The 15,894-nt window shown below is 64.7% G+C and carries 14 protein-coding genes and 2 tRNA genes; 2 read left to right on the top strand and 14 right to left on the bottom strand.

The features are described 5' to 3' along the window. Positions 1–70 precede the first annotated feature (70 nt). The 5 genes from FJ430_RS17115 to FJ430_RS17135 form a co-directional block, all read right to left on the bottom strand. A complete protein-coding gene (locus FJ430_RS17115; protein WP_140710622.1) occupies positions 71–1,693 on the bottom strand; it encodes an ABC transporter ATP-binding protein in 1,623 nt (540 codons plus the stop codon). Then, positions 1,690–2,559 (bottom strand): ABC transporter permease, encoded by an 870-nt coding sequence (locus tag FJ430_RS17120; RefSeq protein WP_140710624.1) that lies wholly within the window; start codon positions 2,557–2,559, stop codon positions 1,690–1,692. Before FJ430_RS17120 ends, FJ430_RS17115 begins: the two co-directional genes overlap by 4 nt. Next, a complete protein-coding gene (locus tag FJ430_RS17125; RefSeq protein ID WP_140710626.1) occupies positions 2,556–3,503 on the bottom strand; it encodes an ABC transporter permease in 948 nt (315 codons plus the stop codon). The genes FJ430_RS17120 and FJ430_RS17125 overlap by 4 nt, the downstream gene beginning before the upstream one ends. 28 nt (positions 3,504–3,531) lie before the next feature. Then, positions 3,532–5,013 carry an ABC transporter substrate-binding protein gene (locus tag FJ430_RS17130; RefSeq protein ID WP_140710628.1) on the bottom strand — a complete coding sequence of 494 codons (1,482 nt, stop codon included), beginning with the start codon at positions 5,011–5,013 and terminating at the stop codon, positions 3,532–3,534. A 127-nt stretch (positions 5,014–5,140) separates the two neighbouring features. Then, positions 5,141–6,418 (bottom strand): acetylornithine deacetylase/succinyl-diaminopimelate desuccinylase family protein, encoded by a 1,278-nt coding sequence (locus tag FJ430_RS17135; RefSeq protein WP_140710630.1) that lies wholly within the window; start codon positions 6,416–6,418, stop codon positions 5,141–5,143. A 261-nt stretch (positions 6,419–6,679) separates the two neighbouring features. Here FJ430_RS17135 and FJ430_RS17140 point away from each other — a divergent pair, with 261 nt between their 5' ends. Next, positions 6,680–7,111 carry a L,D-transpeptidase gene (locus FJ430_RS17140; protein WP_140653462.1) on the top strand — a complete coding sequence of 144 codons (432 nt, stop codon included), beginning with the start codon at positions 6,680–6,682 and terminating at the stop codon, positions 7,109–7,111. Between the two features lie 22 nt (positions 7,112–7,133). Here FJ430_RS17140 and FJ430_RS17145 read toward each other — a convergent pair whose 3' ends face one another. The 9 genes from FJ430_RS17145 to FJ430_RS17185 form a co-directional block, all read right to left on the bottom strand. After that, on the bottom strand, positions 7,134–8,126 hold the full coding sequence (locus tag FJ430_RS17145) for a lipid A biosynthesis lauroyl acyltransferase (protein ID WP_140710632.1): 993 nt from the start codon (positions 8,124–8,126) through the stop codon (positions 7,134–7,136). A 6-nt stretch (positions 8,127–8,132) separates the two neighbouring features. Then, positions 8,133–9,161, bottom strand: coding sequence for a zinc-binding dehydrogenase (locus FJ430_RS17150; RefSeq protein WP_140710634.1), 1,029 nt, complete (start codon positions 9,159–9,161; stop codon positions 8,133–8,135). A gap of 119 nt (positions 9,162–9,280) precedes the next feature. Beyond that, entirely contained in the window at positions 9,281–10,552 is a 1,272-nt protein-coding gene (locus FJ430_RS17155) for a beta-ketoacyl-ACP synthase (protein ID WP_140653444.1), read from the bottom strand. 14 nt (positions 10,553–10,566) lie between these two features. After that, entirely contained in the window at positions 10,567–11,754 is a 1,188-nt protein-coding gene (locus FJ430_RS17160) for a beta-ketoacyl-ACP synthase (RefSeq protein ID WP_140653442.1), read from the bottom strand. 55 nt (positions 11,755–11,809) lie between these two features. Continuing rightward, a complete protein-coding gene (locus FJ430_RS17165) occupies positions 11,810–12,091 on the bottom strand; it encodes an acyl carrier protein (RefSeq protein WP_027167184.1) in 282 nt (93 codons plus the stop codon). A 235-nt stretch (positions 12,092–12,326) separates the two neighbouring features. Then, on the bottom strand, positions 12,327–13,469 hold the full coding sequence (locus FJ430_RS17170) for a slipin family protein (RefSeq protein WP_140710636.1): 1,143 nt from the start codon (positions 13,467–13,469) through the stop codon (positions 12,327–12,329). A 368-nt stretch (positions 13,470–13,837) separates the two neighbouring features. Continuing rightward, a tRNA-Ile gene (locus tag FJ430_RS17175) sits at positions 13,838–13,905 on the bottom strand. Beyond that, positions 13,906–13,979: transfer RNA gene (locus tag FJ430_RS17180), tRNA-OTHER, on the bottom strand. Between the two features lie 212 nt (positions 13,980–14,191). Beyond that, positions 14,192–14,740, bottom strand: a complete 549-nt coding sequence (locus FJ430_RS17185) for a histidine phosphatase family protein (protein WP_140710638.1) — start codon at positions 14,738–14,740, stop codon at positions 14,192–14,194. Positions 14,741–14,914: 174 nt separating this feature from the next. Between FJ430_RS17185 and FJ430_RS17190 the strand changes: the two genes are divergently transcribed. Continuing rightward, on the top strand, positions 14,915–15,865 hold the full coding sequence (locus FJ430_RS17190; protein WP_140710640.1) for an AEC family transporter: 951 nt from the start codon (positions 14,915–14,917) through the stop codon (positions 15,863–15,865). Positions 15,866–15,894: the final 29 nt, after the last annotated feature.

Genomic DNA, 15,894 nt, shown 5'->3' on the forward strand with positions numbered 1-15,894 from the left:
CAAGCGTGAGCGTTTAAGCTCGGCGACTTCGCCGTAGCCGTCCGGAATTGCAGCAAACAAGGAGGCTGAACTACCCCTGTTCCTGCATGCGCCGCGCGATGGCGCGGTGGAGGTCGGGCGCCGCCGCGACCAACGCCTGCGCCGCTTCCGAGCGCGGATGGTCGAGCACATCGGCCGCCCGGCCGCGCTCGACGATCTTGCCTTCATGCATGACCAGCACCTCGTCGGCCATGGCGCGGGCGACCGTCAGGTCGTGCGTGATGAAGAGATAGGCGATGCCGAGCTTCTGGTTGAGCTCGGCGAAAAGGTCGAGGATCTGGGCGCGGATCGAGACGTCCAGCGCCGAGACCGGCTCGTCGGCGACCACCAGCTTCGGCCGGGTGATGATGGCGCGGGCGATCGACAGGCGCTGGCGCTGGCCGCCGGAGAACTCATGCGGGTATTTGTCCATGTCGCGCCGCCCAAGGCCAACTTCATCGAGCGCATGCGCGACCATCTCGCGGCTCTCAGCCTTTGCCGGCTGCTTTTCCAGAAGATGCAGCGGCTCGGCCACCAGCTTCTCCACCTTCTGGCGCGGGTCGAAGGAGCCGTAAGGATCCTGGAACACGACCTGCATGTCGCGCCGGGCCGGCCTCAGCGCCGATTCCGGCCTGTCCGTGATGGCCTCGCCGCGAAAACGGATCGTGCCCGCCGTCGGCTTGTCCAGGGCGAGGATCATGCGGGCAAGCGTGGACTTGCCGCAGCCCGAGCGGCCGACCAGCGCCACCGATTGGGCGGGTTCGATGGTGAGCGAGACATCGTCGACGGCGCGGATCGACTGCGCCGGCCGAAACAGGGATATGCGCCGTCCCGGATAGTCCCGGCCGACGTTTTCGACTTCGAGCAAGGGTTTTGCCGAGCCGGCAAGGTGCGGTTTCGGCCGCGCCGGCACATGCATGGAGGCCAACGCCAGCTCGCGCGTGTAGGGATGCTGTTGCTCCGACAGCGTGCGTGCGGTGTCGCCGGCCTCCGTCACCTCGCCGTGACGCAGGATGGTCAGCCGATCGGCCATCTCGGTCACAACCGCGAGGTCGTGCGAGATGAGCAGGAGCCCCATGCGGTTTTCGCTGACCAGATTGCGCAAAAGGTCGAGGATCTGGGCCTGCAGCACCACGTCGAGCGCCGTTGTCGGCTCGTCGGCGATCAGCAATTTCGGTTTAAGCGCGCAGGCGATGGCGATGACGACGCGCTGGCGCTGGCCGCCGGACAGTTCGTGCGGGTAGCGCGACAGCGGGAATTTGGCCTCCGGCAGCCCGACGCGGTCGAGGATCTTTCGCGCGCGGTCCTCGGCCTCGGCGCGGCCCGCCCTGGTGTGCCAGCGGATGCCTTCGGCGACCTGCTCGCCGATGGTCTTGACCGGGTTCAGCGCCGTCATCGGTTCCTGGAACACCATGCCGATGTCATCACCGCGCAGGGCGCACATCTGATCTTCGCTCGCGGCAAGGATATCGATGCCGTCGAAGGCGACGCGGCCTTCGGCGCGGGCCAGATGCGGCAAAAGCCGCATGATCGTCAGCGCTGTCATCGACTTGCCGGAGCCGGATTCGCCGACCAGGCCGACGACCTCGCCGGGCGCGATTGTCAGCTCGACGCCTTTCAGGATCGGCGTGTCACCGATCGAAAGCGACAGGTTTTCGATCTCGAGCAGGCTCATCGGCGCCGCCGCGATTTCGGATCGAGGATGTCGGCAATGCCGTCGCCGAGCAGGTTCAGCCCGAGCACGGTGACGACGATCGCCATGCCGGGGAAGATCGCCATCCAGGGTGCGGTCACCATGCGCGTCTGCGCGTCGAACAGCATGCGGCCCCAGCTCGGCATCGGCGGCTGGGCGCCGAGGCCGACATAGGAAAGCCCGGCTTCGGCGAGAATGCCGAGCGCGAACTGGATCGTGCCCTGGACCAGCAGCAGCGTCGCGATGTTGGGCAGGATGTGCTCGATGCTGATGCGCGTCATGCCCTTGCCGGCGGCGCGCGCGGCAAGGATGAACTCGCGCGGCCAGATGGCTAAGGCTCCGGCCCGCGCCACGCGGGCGAAGACCGGGATGTTGAAGATGCCGATTGCGATGATGGCGTTGACGGCGCCCGGGCCGAAGATCGCGGTGATCATGATTGCCGAGAGCAAGGCCGGAAAGGCGAAGACGAGATCGTTGACGCGCATCAGCGCCTCGTCGGCTATCCCGCCACGCGCCGCCGCGAAGGCGCCAAGCGGCAGGCCGATGCCCATGCCGATGCCGACCGCGACCAGCGCGACAGCGATCGAATTGCGGGCGCCGACCATGATCATCGACAGGATGTCGCGACCGAAATGATCGGTGCCGAACCAGTGCGCCCAGGAGGGCGCCTGCGTCTTGTCGGCGATCACCAGCCTGGTGACGTCGTAAGGCGTCCACAGGAACGAGACGAGCGCGACGGCCACGATCAGGAGCGTGATGACAAGCCCGATCAGGAATGAGCGGTTGCCAAAAGCCTTGGCGAGCACGCGGGCAAGGGTTTCCTCGGGCAGGTCAACGCGCATGGTCATTGCCGGCCTCTGAGGCGCGGGTCGACGATGGCGTAGGAGAAATCGACAACGAGATTGATCAGGATCACGGCGGCGACCAGCAGCATGACGATGCTCTCGACGACGATTAGGTCGCGCTGGGTGATGGCCTGGAAGATCAGCCGGCCGAGGCCCGGCAAGTAAAAAACATTCTCGATGATGATGGTGCCGGCCAGCAGGAAGGCGAATTGCAGGCCGAGGATTGTCAGCACCGGGATCATGGCGTTGCGCAGCGCATGGCGCCAGAGCACGGCGCGATAGGGCAGGCCCTTGGCGCGCGCGGTGCGGATATAGTCCTCGTTGAGCACGTCGATCAGCGCCGAGCGGGCGACGCGCCCCAGGATCGCCGCCTGCGGCAGCGCAAGAGCGACGGCCGGCAAGACCAGAGATTTCAACGCCGTCCAGATACCGGCGCCCCAGCCCGGAAAGCCGCCGGCCGGCACCAGACGCAGCCAGACGGCGAAGAGGTAGATCAGCATCAGCGCGAACCAGAAATTCGGCACGGCGACGCCGAGCTGGGCGGCGCCCATGGCCAGCGTGTCGCCGGCCCGGCCCTGGCGGCTGGCCGAGAACACGCCGACCGGAATGGCGATGATGGTCGAGAGCGCCAGCGCGATCAGCGCCAGCGGCAGGGAGACGGCGATGCGCTCACGCACGAGGTCGATGACGGGGACCGAATAGGTGTAGGAGCGGCCGAAATCGAGGCTGAGCAAGCCCGCCGCCCAGTGCAGGTAGCGCAGGACCAGCGGCGCGTTCAGCCCCATCTGGTTGCGCAGCACCTCGACTTGGTCGGCGCTGGCATTGAGGCCCAGCATCAGGCGCGCCGGGTCGCCGGGCAGGATCTCCATGATCGCGAACACCACCATCGAGGCCAGCACCAGTGTGAGGGCCGCGATGATGAGGCGCTTTACGAGGTATGCGGTCATGGGAGGCGATCGGGCGATCGCGCCGGCCTCAATCCGTCCACTTCACCTTGGTGAGATCGTCAGCCTCGATCGGCCAGTTCGTCCACATGCCCTGCAGCTTGGCGTCCCAGACGCCAATCTTGGGCAGCTCGAACAGGTAGACGGCGGGCACATCGTGCGCGAGAATCCTCTGCGCCTCGCCCAGCAGTTCCAGCCTCTTGTCCTTGTCGACCGTGGTGCCGAGCTCCTTGATGACATCGTTGAACTTCGGATTGTCATACTGGAAATAGTAGCCGGGCCGCGAATAGATATCGATGTCGTTTGGCTCGACATGGGAAACAATCGTCAGGTCGTAGTCCTTGTTGGTGAAGACCTGGCTCAGCCACTCCGCCCATTCGACCGGAATGATCTGCAGATTGACCCCGATCTCCTTCAGTTGGGACTGAATCACCTGGCCGCCATCGCGTGCGTAAGGTGCGGGCGGCAGCTTGATCGTGGCCGAAAAGCCGTTCTCCAACCCCGCTTCCTTCAGATACTCCTTGGCCTTGGCGATGTCGTGCGGGTAGACGCCGGTGAGATCGACATAGCCCGCATCGCCTGGCGAAAAATGAGAGCCGATCGGCTTTCCAAGACCGTTCGAGGCTGCGTCGATGATGGCACTGCGATCGATCGCCGAGGCGAGCGCCTGCCGAACCGCAAGCTTGTCGAAAGGTGGCTTCTTGTTGTTGATCGACAGGATTGTCTCGCCCTCGGTCGAGCCGATCACGACGCTGAAGCGCGGATCGGACTGGAGCTGTGCAAGCGCGTCTTGTGCGGGCATGTTGGCGAAAGCCTGGATGTCGCCCGAGAGCAATGCGGGGACAGCCGCGGCGGCGTCGGGCACGATACGGAATGTCGCCTTGTCGAGCGCGGCGGGCGTACCCCAGTAGTCCGGGTTCTTGACGAGCGTGATCTCGGAGCCTTTGGCCCAGTGATCGAGCTTGAATGGACCGGTGCCGATCGGCTTGTCCTTATTGCCGTCGGCCGACCCCTTCGCCACGATCACCGCCGCAACCTGGCCCATGTCGTAGAGGAAACTGCCCTGCGGCCCGTCGAGAGTGACCTTGACGGTCGACGGATCGACCGCCGTGACATCGGTGATGTGCGCAAAGAGCTGCTTTTGCGGATTGAGCGAATCCTTGGCGCGCGCTCGGTCCAGCGAGAATTTCACGTCGTCGGCGCTGAAGGCCGAGCCATCGTGGAACTTCACGCCGGAATGCAGCTTGAACGTGTAGACCTTGCCGTCGTCGGAGACAGTCCAGCTCTCGGCGAGAGCGGGCTGGACCTGGCCGTTGTCGTCGATGCGCGTCAGCCCTTCGAAGACATTGGCATAGGTGACTTCGCCGATGGCAGCGGCAGCGCCGGCGGTCGGATCGAGATGCGGCGGCTCGAGCACGATCCCGAGCGTGAGATCGGTGCGCGCGGCAAAGGCCGACGTGGCGGCGGCAAGCGACAGCGCAGCCGCGGCCAAGATGGTCTTCCACAGTTTCATCGCTGAACTCCCATTTGCTCAAACGTGCTCAAGCTGGCGGATAGAAGCGTGATTTCGCGCGCGAGTAAATCGCGTTTCATGCTGCCTTGCCGCGCCGGGGGAAATGTTTTTCCCACCGTCGTCCCGATCAGTCCGTCGTTCCTCTCAAAAGCACATTGAGACCGATTGCCATCACCTTGGCCGATTCCACCATGTCGGCGATGCCCACCCATTCGTCCGGCCGGTGGGCTAGGTCGAGAATGCCCGGGCCATAGGCGATGCAATCGTAGAGGTGGCCGATGCGCGCGACATGCTTCTGGTCGTAGGTGCCCGGCGAGATCACATAGTCGGGCTCGCGCTCGAACACCGCCATGATGCCTTTCGCGACAGCCTGCACCACCGGCGCGTCGCGCTCGGTCATCAGCGGCAGCACCTCCATCAGGTCGCGGATCTCGTAGTCGAATTTCTTGCGCTCGCGCTTCAGCCGCTCGAGGATGCCCGTGACTTCGCCTTTGACGGCGGCGATGTCCTCTTCGAGCAGGAAACGCCGGTCGATGGTGAGCCGGCAGGAATCCGGCACATTGGGCGAGGGGAGGCCCGGCCGGAAATCCTCGGTCTGGCCGCCATGGATGGAATTGATGTTCATGGTCGAGCGCCGGGCGCCCTCCGGCACCACCGGCATGCGCGTCATCTTGCGGTCGAGGGCCGGGAACAGCTCGTCCTCGAAGGCTTGCAGCACGGCGCCCATATGGCGCACCGCGTTGTCGCCGAGGAACGGCATAGAGCCGTGCGCGATCTCGCCCTTGGTCTCGATCTCGGCCCACCAGACGCCGCGGTGGCCGAGGCAGATGCGATCCTTGTTAAGCGGTTCGGGGATGATGACGTGGTCGACTTTCGGCTTCGAGAAATAGCCGAGCCGCGCCAGATGGGCGACGCCGCCGAAACCGCCGGATTCCTCGTCCGCCGTGCCCGATATCTCGATAGCGCCTGGAAAATCTGGATATACCTCCATGAAGGCTTCGACGGCGATGACGGAGGCGGCCAGGCCGCCTTTCATGTCGCAGGCGCCGCGGCCAAAGACCCTGCCGTCCGTCACCACGCCGGCAAAGGGATCGACGGTCCAGCCGTCGCCGGCCTCGACCACGTCGATATGCGAGTTGAAGTGCACGCAGGGGCCGGGCGAGCGGCCGTCGAAGCGGGCGACGACATTGACCCGCGGGTAGCGGTCGCTGTCGCCGGGCGCGCCTTCAGCACGGATGAACTCGGTTTCGAAGCCGCGTTTCCTGAGACGCGCGCCAAGAAACTCGGCGCATGGCCGGTAGGCCTCGCCTGGCGGGTTGACGGTCGGAAAGCGGATCAGGTCCACGGTCAGCGCAACGAGGTCGTCGACCCGGTCCTCGACCGCCTTGAGAAGTCGTTCATTCATGCGGCGGATTGAAGAAGGAACGCAGCACTTTTGCAAGCAACCAGTCGCTCATTGCCACACAACGACCGAAGCATGGACCAACGCCTCGCCTAAACTTCAGAGGGTGCGTGGCGACGCGGCAACTATACCGCGAAAATCGTTCAAATTCGTCGCATTGGATTGGCGGAATCGTCAAGGAGTGTGTGGTACTTAACGCATCTGCCGGCAAAAAGATGGAAAAACCGCGCGAATGGCAGGGGGCAATCAAAGGGGTTTGATCGCATGAAAAAGTTCGTTCTCATGGCAACCATGCTGGCAACCGCGTTGTTCGGCATGTCCGTCGCAAGCCGGGCGGCCACGCTGGTCGCCAATATCGACGTCTCGTCGCAGACCATGACCGTCAGCAAATATGGCCAGGTGGTCTATCGCTGGAGCGTGTCGACCGCGCGCAAGGGCTACTTCACGCCGCGCGGCAGCTATCGGCCGCAATGGACCGCCCGGATGTGGTATTCGCGCAAGTATGACAACTCGCCGATGCCCTATTCGGTGTTCTTCCACGGCGGCTATGCCATTCACGGCACCGGGTCGGTGAGAAACCTCGGGCGCCCGGCCTCGCATGGCTGCGTGCGCCTGCATCCGGCCAACGCCGCCACCTTCTATGCGATGGTCAAGGAAGTCGGCTTCGGCAACACGCGGATCGTCGTCGCCAACTGATCCGGGGCGGCGGAGCGACCGATTACTGGCCGGCTGTCGCCTTCGCCTGTCCACGCTTGCGGCGACGCCCACTGATTTCCCAGCGCTTGTGGAACCACATCCACTGTCCAGGGTCCTCACGCACCCAGCGCTCGACCACATCGGTGAGCAACTGGGTGGTGGCAGCGACATCGACACTGCCGCCTTCGGTGCGCGGCAAGGTCAGCCTGTCCTCGATTTCCAGACGGAAGCGGTTGCCCGGCAGCCTGACGCAGCGGGCGGGGTAGACATCGCAGTCATAGTGACGGGCCAGCATGCCGAGCATCGGGTTGCTCTGGCACCGGCGGCCGAAGAAAGTCGTCTCCACGCCACCCGAGAATTTCTGATCGACCAGCACGCCGATATTGCCGCCCTTCTCCAGGATGGCGGCAAGGGCGAACGACGCGCCGGCGGCGGAGGGCAGCAGGGCACCCATCGAGGAGCGGCGCGTCGAGTGGATGTAGTCGGCGAGATAGGGGTTGTTCGGCGGGCGAAACAGCGCCGTGATGTTCATGCCGAACGTGGCGGCGGCCACCGGCAGCAGCTCGAAATTGCCGAGATGGCCGGTGAACAGGATATGCGGCTTCTTCTCATCGGCGATCTCGAGGAAATGCTCGACGCCGCGCACCTCGACCCGGCCCGGCTTCGAAGCGTTCGGATCGAAGTCGAACAGCGCGTCGAGGAAGATGTACTCGGCCGCGAGGCAGGCCATGTTGCCCCACATGTCGCGCGCGATGGCTTCGATCTCGGCGTCGCTCTTTTGCGGATAGGCAAGGCGCAGATTGTTGACCGCAACGCGATGGCGCCCGACCATCGGACCGATGCGGCGGGCGATGCGGTCGGCGAAATTGAGCGCGCTGTCCGGCGGCAGAAGGCGCAGCAGCGAGAGCAGAACGATAGCGAGCTTCGCGACCAGCCAATGCTCCAGCTGGCGCAGCCGCCGGCCGTAGCGGAACATGAAGTCCCGGCGGGCTTTCCTGAACACCTTGCCGACCATCTTGTCCTAGGAAACGCGCAGGATGATCTTGCCGAAGACGTCGCGGCCTTCCATGCGCTTCAGCGCGGCGTCGATGTCGTCGAAGCCGACTTCGGTATCGATGACCGGGGCAACGAGCCCCGTCGCCATCTTCTGCATGGCGTTGGCCATGTTCTCCATGCGGCAGCCGAAGGAGCCGAGCAATTTCAGCTGCTGCTGGAAGAGCTGCATCAGGTTGACCTGCGTCGACACGCCGGAGGTCGAACCGCAGGTGACGAGACGGCCGCCGCGCCTCAAGGACAGCATGGAGCCGGCGAAGGTGTCGGCGCCGACATGCTCGAACACGACGTCGACGCCCTTCTTCCTTGTCAGCTTGCGCACCACGCCTTCGAAACGATCCTCGCGGTAGTTGATCACATGGTCGGCGCCAAGTGCCTTGGCCTTGTCGATCTTGTCGTTCGAGCCGACCGTGGTGATCACCGTGCAACCCATCTTCTTGGCGAGTTGGATGGCAGCGGAGCCGATGCCGGAGCCGCCGGCATGGACGAGAATGGTTTCGCCCGGTTCCAGCTTCGCGTTGTCGAACAGCATGTGCTCGACCGTGCCGAAGGTGACCGGCGCGACCGCCGCGCCGATTTCGGTGACGTCGGGAGGCGCGGGCACCAGAAGGCGCGCCGGCAGGTTGATCTTCTCCTGGGCAAAGCCGTCGAGATGGAAGCCATGGACGCCGGAAACATGCTCGCAGAGATTGTCGCGGCCTTCGCGGCAGGCACGGCAGAGCCCGCAGGTGCGCGCGCCGTAGATCGACACCAACTGTCCCGGCAGGAGGCTGGAGACGCCCGGTCCGACCGCCTCGACCTCGCCGGCGGCCTCGGCGCCGACGACCAGCGGCAGCTTGCGCTTGGCAAACGCCATGCCGCGCCAGCCCCAGACGTCGATATGGTTGAGCGCCACCGCCTTGATGCGGAGCGTCACTTCGCCCAGCGAAGGCGGCGGGGGAGGCGGCAGGTCCACCGTTTCAAGGCGGCGGTCCTCGATAAGTTGCAATGCGCGCATGTGGCCTGTCAGGTTCTGCTCTAAAGCGCGATGCGCTTTAGTTTCTTTGTTTATGCATGTCGTTGTCGCAAAAAACCGATTTCACTTTTGCGCGACATGCATTAGCGGAAAAAGTCCGATTAGACCGGTTCCCGCGCCATGACAAGGCAGGTGTTCTGGCCGCCGAAGCCAAAGGAATTCGACAAAACCGTGCCGACTTCGGCGTTGCGCTTCTTGTTCGGCACGACATCGAGCACGATAGCCGGATCGGGATTGTCGTAATTGATGGTCGGCGGGATGACGCTTTCGCGCATGGTCAGCAGCGAAAAGGCGGCCTCGACCGCGCCGGCGGCCGACAGCGTGTGGCCGATCATCGACTTGTTCGACGAGATCGGCATCGAGCCGATGCGCTCGCCGAAGACGGTGGACAGCGACAGGTGCTCCATCTTGTCGTTTTCAGGCGTCGAGGTGCCGTGCGCGTTGACGTAGTCGATCTCGTCTTCGCCGAGGCCCGCATCGGCAAGGGCGGCGCGCACGGCGGCGATAGCCGGCGAGCCATCGGGCTTGGAGCGGGTGCGGTGGAAATCGTCGGCCTTTTCGCCGCAGCCGCGCATGATGCCGAGGATCGTCGCGCCGCGCGCAAGGGCGGCTTCCAGCGATTCCAGCACGAGCGCGCCGGAGCCTTCCGCCAACACGAAGCCGTCGCGGTCCTTGGAGAAGGGTTTTGAGGCCTTCTCGGGGATATCGTTGTGGGTGGAAAGCGCCGAGAGCAGCGAGAAGCGGATCAGCGCTTCGGCGGTTGCCGAGCCGTCGGCGCCGATCGACAGCGCCTTGTCGCATTCGCCGCGCCGGATCGCCTCGACCCCGAGCTGGATGGCGGTGGCACCCGAGGCGCAGGCGGTCGACAGCGTGATCGGCAGTCCGCGCGTGCCGAAGCGGTCGGCCAGGCGATCGGCGATCGAGCCGAACTGCGTGGTCTCGAAGACATCCAGTTCCTTCAACCCGCGCGCCACGCGCAGCAACCTTTCGGCACCAGCGTCCTGCTTGTCGGAATTATAGAGCGAGAAGCGGTCGGCCCAGTCGAGCTCGACCGGCGGCGAGGCCAGGAACAGCGGGCCACCGAAATCGCCGGACTCCAACCCAGCTTCCGAGACGGCCTCCTGGGCCGCGGTCTCGGCCAGCTCGTAGGTGAGGTGGCTGGCGCCCTTGGAGCTCGACGGCAGGAAGTCGACCATGCCGGAAATGCGGGTGTTGAGCTGATCGACCGGAAAGCGGGTGATCGGATGGATGCCGGATTTGCCCGAGGTCAGCGCCGCCCAGTTTTCTTTCTTGCCGACGCCGAGCGAGGTCACCACGCCGATGCCGGTCACGGCGACGATAGGCCTGCCCATATGGTCTCGGAGATTGGCCATGTTTGCGTCTCTTTCTAGGCGGCCTTGATCAGCCCCAGGCCCTCGAATTGGTGATAGCCGATCGCCGTTGCAAGGACGCTATTGGGCGCGCCCTCGAATTGCCGTTCCGCTGTGGCATCGAAGACAGGGTAGGCGGCCTTGCGGTCGACGGCCATTGCCGCGAGCGCAACCGCAAAGGGGAATTGAGCCTCCTTCATATGGCCGGTCAATGTCGAGAAGGCGCGCACGGCCAAAGCCGAGTTGCCGTCGAGCATCGCCTTTTCGGCCGCCGTGGCGGCGTGGGCGCCGGAAGCGGCGGAAATCGTCAGCAGATCGCCGTCGGGAAGGGCGGCCTGCTTCAGCAATGCGGCGATTTCGGCATTCAGTTCGCCGCGCCGGCGCCTGGCGCGGCCGGAGATGACGGGGCCAAGCTCGGCGTAGATCTTGCGGCCGCGGTTTTTTGCGTGCTCGCGCTGTTCCAGCACCAGGAAGGCGCCGCCGGAGCCCGTCACCACACCGCCACCTTCGGCGCCCTGGCGTTGCCAGACCGGCTTCCATGGGCCGCGATGCAGGTAACCGGCGAGCTCATAGCCGAGCAGCATGTCGGAATGCTCGGTCTGAAAGGCACCGCCGACCAGAACATGGGTCGACTGTCCCGAGCGGATGCGCGCGGCCGCCGTCTCGACGGCCGAGACGCCGGCGCCTTCCTCGCCCATGAAGGTGCGGGAGGAGCCGGTGACCTTGTGAACGATCGAGATGTTGCCGGCGAGCAGGTTGGAGAGCTGGGCCAGGAACAGCGTCGGCCGCAGTTCCGTGGTCAGCTTCTCGTTGAGCAGCACGTCGCGGTCGTTGCGGCTCTCCGAGGCCGCGAGGATCGCGGCATCGACGGCTTCGTCGCGCTCGCCGCCACCGGCCGCCACCACCATGTCCATGGTCGCGCAAAGCTCGTCGTCGCCCTTGATGCCGGCGTCATCCAACGCCAGGCCGGCGACATAGGTGCCGAGGCGCTGCCAGGTTTCCATCTGGCGCTGGTCGCCGCGCTTGGCGATCTGCAGGTTCCAGTCGATCTCGGGCAGGGGATGGATGGTGTAAGGCGCAAAGCGCTCTGCCTCGAGCACCGGCTCAAGGCCCGGTCGGGTGAGCTTCTGCCAATGCGCATCCGGACCCTCTCCAAGCGAAGAGACAAGGCCGATGCCGGTGATGACGACGTCGTGAGAACTCATGGGCGGCCGTTGTGGGTCAGCTGGCAGGGCGCGTCAAGACCGCGCCCGAGCCGGCTCAGGCGGCCTTGGCCGCGACCAGCGCGTCGATCTTGGCGCACAGGTTCTTCATGACGAAGTAGTCGTCGGTCGAGGCCTTGCCGTCATTGACCTCCTGCGTCCACTTCTCGAGCGGCACCTTGATGCCGAATTCCTTGTCGATGGCAAAGACGATGTCGAGGAAATCGAGGCTGTCGATGCCGAGATCGTCGATCGTGTGGCTCTCGGGCGTGATGGTGTCGATATCGATCTCGCTGGTGTCGGCAATGATCTTGGCGACTTTCTCGAACGTGGTGGACAAGGGCTCTTCCTTCGGTTGCGGGCGGAATCTGTCCGCATCTTGTTTGGGCGCTGTCTAATCGGTTTTTCCCGGCAGGAAAAGGCCTGATGCGCCGGGGCAGATGGGATGCCGGCTTTGGGAACGCAAGAAGGGCCGCCGGTCTATCCGGCGGCCCTTCCCATTTTACGCGGCGTCAGCTTTCTATTCCGATGCATGTCGTTGTTCCAAAACCGGAACCACTTTTGGGCGACATGCGTCAGTCGCGGAGCTTAACCAGGTCGTTGAGCAGCCCGCCCGTCCCGTTGTGGACGGTGAGCCGCTCGACCTTGCCGGCGATGGTTTCGAGAGCCTCGAGCTCCTTCAGCCGCAGCATCACCGGGTTCTCGGCCATCACCTTGGCCGTGTTGAGCAGCGAACGCGTGGCGTTCGTCTCCTCGCGGCGGCGGATGACGTTGGCCTCGGCCTGCTTCTCGGCCGCGACCACCTGGTTGAGGATCTCGCGCATATCGCCCGGCAGGATCACATCCTTGAGGGCGATATCGCTGACCTCGACGCCGATCGCGGCCATGTCGTCGCGCACCTTGGCCGCCGCGTCCTCGTCGACCGTCACCCTCTTGTCGAGGATCTGGTCGAGCGTGAGCGCGCCAAGCGTCTTGCGGAAGGCATACTGCAGGGCGCGGTAGAGGGCTTCCGAGAAGTCCTTCACCGTGCTCACCGCCTTGACCGGATCGACGACCCGGTATTCGGCGGCGATGTTGACGCGGATCGTCACGCGATCCTTGGTCAGCATTTCCTGCCCCGCGACATCGAGCGACTGGCGCTTGATGTCGACGACCTTCACCTGGACCATGCGCCCGACATTCCAGAAGGCGTGCACGCCCGCTTCAAGCGTGCGGGCGAGGACGCCGTCCACAAAGAGCAGCCCGACCTGACCGTCCACGACCGGATTGACGAAGATGTGCTCCGTCTTCCGGGCCTGGCCGATCCGGCGCATCAAGCCCGGATCGACGGCGAGATCGGCCGCCGTGTCGACAGACGTCACCTTCCACGGTCCGGCATCGGTCCAAAGCACGAGCTTGCGATCCGCAGCCAGAATAGCGTGGAGGGCGCCGTCGCGCTCGATGACAGCGACATCCGTGCGCCCGGTGCGGGCGACGGTGAAATGACGCGCGGCCACGTCCGGGAGCTTGTCGAACAACGCCTTCTCGTAAGCCGAGACGAATTCCGGGTTCTTCAGGTCGTGCCTGGAGATTTCCAGGTTTCCGCGCCGGTTGGCGAGCCAATGCTCGCCCGGCATCAGGATTGCCTGGATCTCGCCCTTGTAGAGGGCGACGGCACGTTCACTTTCCTTCACGAGGACGCGCTGGCGTCCAAGAAGCTTTGCGAGAATGGTATTCATTGTCTTACTCCTGTCGGGCATGGCCCCATGCGAGGCGTCACGTCATGCGTCGAAGCGTCCTTTCGTTTCTCGTTTCACGTCGTCGTACTTCATCTTCCCGGGCACGAATGATCCGGGGACCGGTGGCATCGATCCGCGGCGGGCCCTCGGGAGCGGATCGCGGGGCGGCGAAGCGGGCGCCGGAAGCCGAAGCTTCCCTTGCCGGCCGCACCGCGCCTTGACCGTCACCGCGGGCCTGGCCGCGAGCCGATGGCGCAGAACTTCGCCGCCCGGCGAGGCCGAAGCCCCTGCCGTCCGTGAAGTCCTCGCATTCCGGTCCCCGGACCGTTTTGGATAACACCACCTGATGGTGTCGGCTTATCAGGCCGTTGGAGAAGGATTCGAACCTTCGACAGTCAGATTATGAGTCTGATGCTCTAACCAATTGAGCTATCCGTGGTGCTGATGAAGGGACTCGAACCCCTGACCTCCGGACCCAAATCCGGCGCTCTCCCTCTGAGCTACATCGGCGATCCCAACACCCGAAACGGCGCCGTACACAGCGCGGCAAAGCCGGCTGCGCGGGCGGAGGCGAAAGCTCCAACCGTTGTGCTCGCTTCGGTTTTCGTGACCGGGAGCGTGCCTATAGACCCTTGCGACGGGTTGTCGCAAGCGGCATTGTCGCAGCGGATTTGCGGCTTCTTCCAGGAGTTGTATTTCGGCAACACTAGCCGCGCGGCGCCTTAGAAGGTGACCCGTCCGAGCACCTTGAGACCATCACCCTCCGGCTCCACCACCACGGCCTCGCCCTCGCGCGGCGCTACGCCGGTGAGCGCCTCGATGTTTTCCACATGCGTGACCAGGACCAGATTGTCGGAGCCGGAATAGCCGCTTATTTCCTTCATGATCGCGGCCATTTGCGCGGCCTTTTCGGCCGGGTCGGTTTTGAGCAGGTCGAGTGGCGCGAAAGGCTGCGGCTCCGATTCGAAAGCGATGCGGGCAGTGTCGAGGCAGCGGCAGTAGCGGCTGGAGAGCACGTGATCGATCGGCGCCGAGCGCGCCGCGAACAGCGCGCCGATGCGGCTTGCCTGCTGCTTGCCGCGCTCCGACAGGTTGAGCTGCGTGGCGCAATTGCCGATGTCGAAATTGGCCGGGTCGGCAGCTCCGGTGACGAAGGCATGGCGAAGCAGCACGACATGGCCGCCGTCGCGCAGCAACGCCCAGCCCGCATCGGTCGCGTGGGCCAGGGTGGGAACGGCAAGCAGGAAGAGCGCCAGGGCAAGTCGCAGCATCGGAAGTCCTTTGGCAGCCCGCAAAGGCAAGGTCGTGATTGGCATATAGGGACCGCAAAGCAGGCTGAAAGACAAGCAGCGGGGCAGCAGAGCAAATGGAGCGCCGTTCCGTTCGACGCGATTGCACCGCAGTCAGGGCTCGCCTATCACGGGAAAAATGTCTCCGCCCGCAAAATGACTCCACTCACCGAAACCGTCCTGTTCGTCTTCAGCCTTGTGGCGCTCGGCTATATGGCCGGGTTCACCTTCTATCTGAAGCCGGCGAGCGGGGAGGGCATCTCCGAATTCGCCGTCAACGTGGCGATGCCGCTGCTGCTCTTCCAGACCATGGTGAAATCGGATTTCCGTGGCGTCGCGCCCTGGTCGCTGTGGGGCGCCTATTTCGCGGCCGCCGCCGTCACCTGGGCCGCGGGCCATCTGGTGGTGACGCGCGTCTTCGGCCGGGACGCCCGGGCGGGCATCGTCGGCGGCGTGTCCTCGGCCTATTCCAATGTCGTGCTGCTCGGCGCGCCCTTCGTCCTCGGCATATTCGGCGCCAGCGGCTTCGAGGTGCTGTCGCTGCTGGTCTCGGTCCACCTGCCGATCATGATGATGGCCTCTATCGTGCTGTTCGAGATGTTCGGGCGCGGCAGCGGCGAGACGGTGCATCCGTTGCGCGTCGTCAAAAGCTTCCTCAGGCGGCTGTTCATCAATCCGCTGATCATCGGCATCCTGGCGGGGCTTGCCTGGCGCCTCACCGGCGCGGCGCTGCCGGACCTTGTCGAACGGCTGGTCGACACGCTCGCCGACACGGCCGGTCCGGTGGCGCTGTTCGCCATGGGGCTCAGCCTGCGCCGCTTCGGCATCTCCGGCAATATCCGGCCGGCGCTGGCATTGTCTGGACTGAAACTGTTCCTGATGCCGGCGCTGGTGCTGGCCTTCGTGTGGCTGCTCGGCCTGCCGCCGCTGACTGCCAAGGTCGCCGTGGTGGTTGCAGCACTTCCTTCGGGCATCAATTCCTACCTGATCGCCGTCCAGTTCAACACCGGCCAGGCGCTGGCCTCGAACCAGATGACGCTTGCCACCGCAAGCGCGGTAGTGACCACGTCGTTCTGGTTGACGGTGGTGATCCACGTCTTCGGATAAGGGATGTCGTTATTCAGGTGATGCCGGCC

The organism is Mesorhizobium sp. B2-8-5 (assembly GCF_006440675.2).
In the GTDB taxonomy this organism is placed as follows: domain Bacteria; phylum Pseudomonadota; class Alphaproteobacteria; order Rhizobiales; family Rhizobiaceae; genus Mesorhizobium.

Bases quoted from the DNA above. Each gene is read 5' to 3' on its own strand.
- FJ430_RS17115 (WP_140710622.1), bottom strand. From the start codon at position 1,693: ATGAGCCTGCTCGAGATCGAAAACCTGTCGCTTTCGATCGGTGACACG.
- FJ430_RS17120 (WP_140710624.1), bottom strand. From the start codon at position 2,559: ATGACCATGCGCGTTGACCTGCCCGAGGAAACCCTTGCCCGCGTGCTC.
- FJ430_RS17125 (WP_140710626.1), bottom strand. From the start codon at position 3,503: ATGACCGCATACCTCGTAAAGCGCCTCATCATCGCGGCCCTCACACTG.
- FJ430_RS17130 (WP_140710628.1), bottom strand. From the start codon at position 5,013: ATGAAACTGTGGAAGACCATCTTGGCCGCGGCTGCGCTGTCGCTTGCC.
- FJ430_RS17135 (WP_140710630.1), bottom strand. From the start codon at position 6,418: ATGAATGAACGACTTCTCAAGGCGGTCGAGGACCGGGTCGACGACCTC.
- FJ430_RS17140 (WP_140653462.1), top strand. From the start codon at position 6,680: ATGAAAAAGTTCGTTCTCATGGCAACCATGCTGGCAACCGCGTTGTTC.
- FJ430_RS17145 (WP_140710632.1), bottom strand. From the start codon at position 8,126: ATGGTCGGCAAGGTGTTCAGGAAAGCCCGCCGGGACTTCATGTTCCGC.
- FJ430_RS17150 (WP_140710634.1), bottom strand. From the start codon at position 9,161: ATGCGCGCATTGCAACTTATCGAGGACCGCCGCCTTGAAACGGTGGAC.
- FJ430_RS17155 (WP_140653444.1), bottom strand. From the start codon at position 10,552: ATGGCCAATCTCCGAGACCATATGGGCAGGCCTATCGTCGCCGTGACC.
- FJ430_RS17160 (WP_140653442.1), bottom strand. From the start codon at position 11,754: ATGAGTTCTCACGACGTCGTCATCACCGGCATCGGCCTTGTCTCTTCG.
- FJ430_RS17170 (WP_140710636.1), bottom strand. From the start codon at position 13,469: ATGAATACCATTCTCGCAAAGCTTCTTGGACGCCAGCGCGTCCTCGTG.
- FJ430_RS17185 (WP_140710638.1), bottom strand. From the start codon at position 14,740: ATGCTGCGACTTGCCCTGGCGCTCTTCCTGCTTGCCGTTCCCACCCTG.
- FJ430_RS17190 (WP_140710640.1), top strand. From the start codon at position 14,915: ATGACTCCACTCACCGAAACCGTCCTGTTCGTCTTCAGCCTTGTGGCG.